Origin of the sequence: Mesorhizobium sp. M7A.F.Ca.US.006.04.2.1 (assembly GCF_004022915.1) — a bacterium.
Lineage (GTDB): Bacteria > Pseudomonadota > Alphaproteobacteria > Rhizobiales > Rhizobiaceae > Mesorhizobium > Mesorhizobium ciceri.
Genome location: NZ_RZQA01000631.1, coordinates 1 through 3,840 on the forward strand (window position 1 = coordinate 1; position 3,840 = coordinate 3,840).

Sequence of the window (3,840 nt, forward strand, 5' to 3'; positions counted from 1 at the left end):
GCTGCTGTTCCTGGTCATCAGCCTTGCCTGGCTGGTGATTTCGCTGGAGATGAAGATGCCGCTCTGGCTGTTCATCACCTTCTTTGCCTGCGCCATGCTTCCATTCGGTGCGCTCGGCGCGAACTTCAACGCGCTGGCCATGGAGCCGCTCGGCCAACTGGCCGGCACGGCTTCGTCGATCCTCGGTTTCATGCAGACGTTTCTCGGCGGCATTCTCGGCACGCTGATCGGCCAGGCCTTCAACGGCACGGTGACGCCGCTGGCCGCCGGCTTCTGCAGCGTCTCGGTCGCCGCGCTGCTGATGATCTTCATCGCCGAGCGCGGCAAGATGTTCCAGCCACAGAACCCGCCCGTTTCAGGGCACATCACCGACTTGCATTAGGACGCACCTTCAAGGGCTGCCGTGAACCGAGGGGCAAGCATGCGCCCCGCAATTGCTTCGCCCATGCTGTCCGAAAAGTGCAATGGCAGAGCGTCATCGAGTGCCCTGAGGATGGATGCCACGAAGGCCCGGCTGCGCTGGGCATCGGTTCCCAGATCGGAATATGTGGCGCGAGGTTTGCCGATCAGCGTGCCGTTGCGGCGAAGCGAGAACCGCAGCGTGAGGGACATGCCCGCGGTTCCGGGTGGCGGCTTCCAGCAGGCATAGATCGCGTCCGACATCTCCTTTATCGTGTCGACGGGATCGGTACTGCGACAGCTGCGCTCTTGCGACCTTGCTTCCAGGGAACTGGCGAACAGACCGGCGGCAAGAGCCACCGCGACAAATGCAAACCGAGGTTTCATTCGAGAGCCTCCGGATTTGCGCGAGATTGTACTGCTTTCGGCTAACGCAGCAATCGATCCTACTGCGCCCAGAGCTCGCGGCGCAATTCGTGCCAGCTTTCCTTGTCTGGCGCGACAAGCAGGCCGCCGCCGAGATGCGAGGGCAGATAGGCGCTGCCGTCGAAGCGCGCCGCATGGCCGCCGGCCTCGGCATGGATCAGCACGCCGGCCAGGTGGTCCCACGGCATCAGCTTATTGTAGACGACGAAGTGGGCATGGCCGCTCGCCAGCAGGCGGTATTCGTGCGCGGCGCAGCGATAGGCGAACTGCGACAGGATCTTGGTCTGGTTGCGCGCCAGCCGTGTCCGTTCCGGCTCGGCCATATATTGCCAGGAGACAGAGCCGGTCATCTCCGAGATCGGCGCGGGTACCGCTACATGCACCTTCTCGATGCTGCCGTGCGCATGCCGGATATGGCTGCCGGCACCCCTGGCGCCAATCAGCCAGTCCTTGCCGACGGGATCGTGGATGATGCCGGCGACAGTCTCGCCCTTGACCACGACCGCCAGCATGACGCCGAACAGCGGCACGCCGGAGGCGAAATTGAAAGTACCGTCGACCGGGTCGATGACGAAGGCCAGATCGGCATCGCCCAACCCGTTTAAAAGCGCTGGATTGTCGGAACAGGCCTCCTCGCCGACGACCATCGCTGAGGGATACCGCTCGCGCAGCCGCGCGGTGATCAGCCGCTCGGCATTGACGTCGGCTTCGGTCACCAGGTCGGCGGCCGACGTCTTCTGCCTGACATCGCCATCGCCCAACCGGCGAAAGCGCGGCATGATCTCGGCAAGTGCCGCCTCGGCCAGAATGCCGGCCAGCCAGCCGATCGCGGTGTCGTCAAATGTCATCGGCTTGCCTTGTGGTGAGGGTCTCGTTGAGGGCAGCGAAATCGAACAGCTTTCTGTCGAGCAGATGCGATGGCCTGCTGTTCGACAGCGCGCGCAGCATCGTATCCTTGCGGCCCGGCATGCGCTTTTCCAGGTCCTCGAGCATCGCCTTCATGGCGTTGCGCTGAAGACCTTCCTGGCTGCCGCAGAGATCGCAGGGAATGATCGGGAATCGCATGGCGGCAGCGAATTTTTCCAGATCGACCTCGGCGCAATAGCTCAATGGCCGCAGCACCATGACGTCGCCTTCGTCATTGAGCAGTTTTGGCGGCATGGCGGCGAGACGCCCGCCATGGAAGAGGTTCATGAAGAAGGTCTCGAGAATGTCCTCGCGATGGTGGCCGAGCACCAGCGCCGAGCACCCCTCCTCGCGTGCAATGCGGTAGAGATGGCCGCGCCTGAGACGCGAGCAGAGCGAGCAATAGGTGCTGCCCGCCGGCAGCTTGTCGGTGACGACGGAATAGGTGTCCTGATATTCGATCCGGTGCGCAATGCCGTTGCTGTCGAGATAGTCCGGCAGGATATGTTTGGGGAAATTCGGCTGGCCCTGGTCGAGATTGCAGGCCAGAAGATCGACCGGCAAGAGCCCGCGCCATTTTAGGTCGAGCAGCACCGCGAGCAGGCCGTAGGAATCCTTGCCGCCCGATAGCGCTACGAGCCAGCGCTGGCCGGGCTTGACCATCGAGAAATCCTCGATCGCCTGCCGGGTCAGCCGCAGCAGCCGCTTGCGCAGTTTGTTGAACTCGACCGAGGACGGCACGTCGGCGAACAGCGGATGGAAACCGCCTTCGCTGTCGGCGACCGGTTCGAGCGTTTCAATGTCTGGAAGCATGTTCATGGCATGTCGCTTTCAATGGCCCAGAGCGCCGGATTAGCGGACATGACCGACAAAGAAAAGGCCGCCTCGACGGGCGGCCTTCGCAGGATGTCGCAGAACGCGCTCGTTTAGCGCGAATAGAATTCGACGACCAGGTTCGGTTCCATCTGCACGGCGAACGGAACGTCCGCCAGGCCGGGGATGCGCGAGAAGGTCGCGACCATCTTGTTGTGATCGGCTTCGATGTAGTCCGGCACGTCGCGCTCGGCGAGACCGACCGCTTCCAGAACGATGACCAGCTGCTTGGACTTTTCGCGGATTTCGACGACATCGCCCGGCTTGCAGCGGTACGAGCCGATGTTGACGCGCTTGCCGTTGACGTTGACGTGACCGTGGTTGACGAACTGACGGGCGGCGAAAATGGTCGGCACGAACTTGGCGCGGTAGACGACCGCGTCGAGACGCGACTCGAGCAGGCCGATCAGGTTTTCCGAGGTGTCGCCCTTGCGGCGGTCAGCCTCTTCATAAACCTTGCGGAACTGCTTTTCCGAAACGTCGCCATAGTGCCCCTTCAGCTTCTGCTTGGCGCGCAGCTGCAGGCCGAAATCGGAAAGCTTGCCCTTGCGGCGCTGGCCATGCTGGCCGGGGCCGTATTCACGCTTGTTGACCGGGGACTTCGGGCGGCCCCAGATGTTTTCGCCGAGACGGCGGTCGATCTTGTACTTCGCGGATTCGCGCTTGCTCATCGCATTCCCTTTTCAAAACAACACACCCGGAACCTCATGGTCCGGGTGAAGGAAACGCGCCCTCCTCTGGCCTCCGTTTTCGAGACCTGACAGGGTTTTCCCACGCAACGCGGCGGAAAACCCACGGGACACGTCAGTTCAAACAAGATAGTAGAATTGGATTTCCACGCATCTTGCGCACATAAAGAAAACCACCGGGCATTGCGGCCCGGTGTTGGCGCGCTGATTAAACGGAGATTTAACCGGTGTCAAGCTTGTGGCTGGCGTAGGCCATGGCGACGATATAGCGTCTCTGGGTTGAGTACAGTGCCGGATGTGGCGGGAGGTTGCGCCAGCGGCATCAGGAAGGGACCGGAGCAGAGGAGCTACATTCGCATGAAGAAATTCTTCCTTACCCTGACAGGAGCCGCTGTGTTGGCGGGATCCATGGCGGTCATGACACCGGAGCCGGCTGAGGCCAGGCATTGGCAAGGGCACCGGCACCACCAGGCTTGCCGCATCGTGATCAAGAAGAAAATTATCTGGCGGCACGGCCACAAGAAGGTCATCCGCTACAAGATCAAGC

At 61.9% G+C, this 3,840-nt stretch carries 5 protein-coding genes and 1 pseudogene; 2 read left to right on the forward strand and 4 right to left on the reverse strand.

What is annotated here, in order from left to right; all coding sequences use genetic code 11:
• Positions 1-382, forward strand: a pseudogene (locus EN925_RS26840) (multidrug effflux MFS transporter); the annotation flags it as partial.
• Here the strand turns inward: EN925_RS26840 and EN925_RS26845 are convergent.
• From EN925_RS26845 to rpsD, 4 genes are all read right to left on the reverse strand, one after another.
• Complete coding sequence (locus EN925_RS26845) at positions 379-786, reverse strand: hypothetical protein (protein ID WP_013532139.1); 408 nt, start codon at positions 784-786, stop codon at positions 379-381. The pseudogene EN925_RS26840 and the gene EN925_RS26845 sit on opposite strands and share 4 nt — an antisense overlap.
• A 59-nt stretch (positions 787-845) precedes the next feature.
• Entirely contained in the window at positions 846-1,673 is an 828-nt protein-coding gene (locus EN925_RS26850; RefSeq protein WP_127384845.1) for an inositol monophosphatase family protein, read from the reverse strand.
• Positions 1,663-2,550: a tRNA 2-thiocytidine(32) synthetase TtcA gene (gene ttcA, locus EN925_RS26855; RefSeq protein ID WP_027162370.1), complete on the reverse strand. Its 888-nt coding sequence runs from the start codon at positions 2,548-2,550 to the stop codon at positions 1,663-1,665. The genes EN925_RS26850 and ttcA overlap by 11 nt, the downstream gene beginning before the upstream one ends.
• 107 nt (positions 2,551-2,657) lie before the next feature.
• Complete coding sequence (gene rpsD / locus EN925_RS26860) at positions 2,658-3,275, reverse strand: 30S ribosomal protein S4 (protein WP_013532142.1); 618 nt, start codon at positions 3,273-3,275, stop codon at positions 2,658-2,660.
• Positions 3,276-3,650: 375 nt separating this feature from the next.
• Between rpsD and EN925_RS26865 the strand changes: the two genes are divergently transcribed.
• On the forward strand, positions 3,651-3,840 hold a 190-nt coding region (locus EN925_RS26865), incomplete at its 3' end, for a hypothetical protein (protein ID WP_128337048.1).

Bases quoted from the DNA above. Each gene is read 5' to 3' on its own strand.
- EN925_RS26845 (WP_013532139.1), bottom strand. From the start codon at position 786: ATGAAACCTCGGTTTGCATTTGTCGCGGTGGCTCTTGCCGCCGGTCTG.
- EN925_RS26850 (WP_127384845.1), bottom strand. From the start codon at position 1,673: ATGACATTTGACGACACCGCGATCGGCTGGCTGGCCGGCATTCTGGCC.
- ttcA (WP_027162370.1), bottom strand. From the start codon at position 2,550: ATGAACATGCTTCCAGACATTGAAACGCTCGAACCGGTCGCCGACAGC.
- rpsD (WP_013532142.1), bottom strand. From the start codon at position 3,275: ATGAGCAAGCGCGAATCCGCGAAGTACAAGATCGACCGCCGTCTCGGC.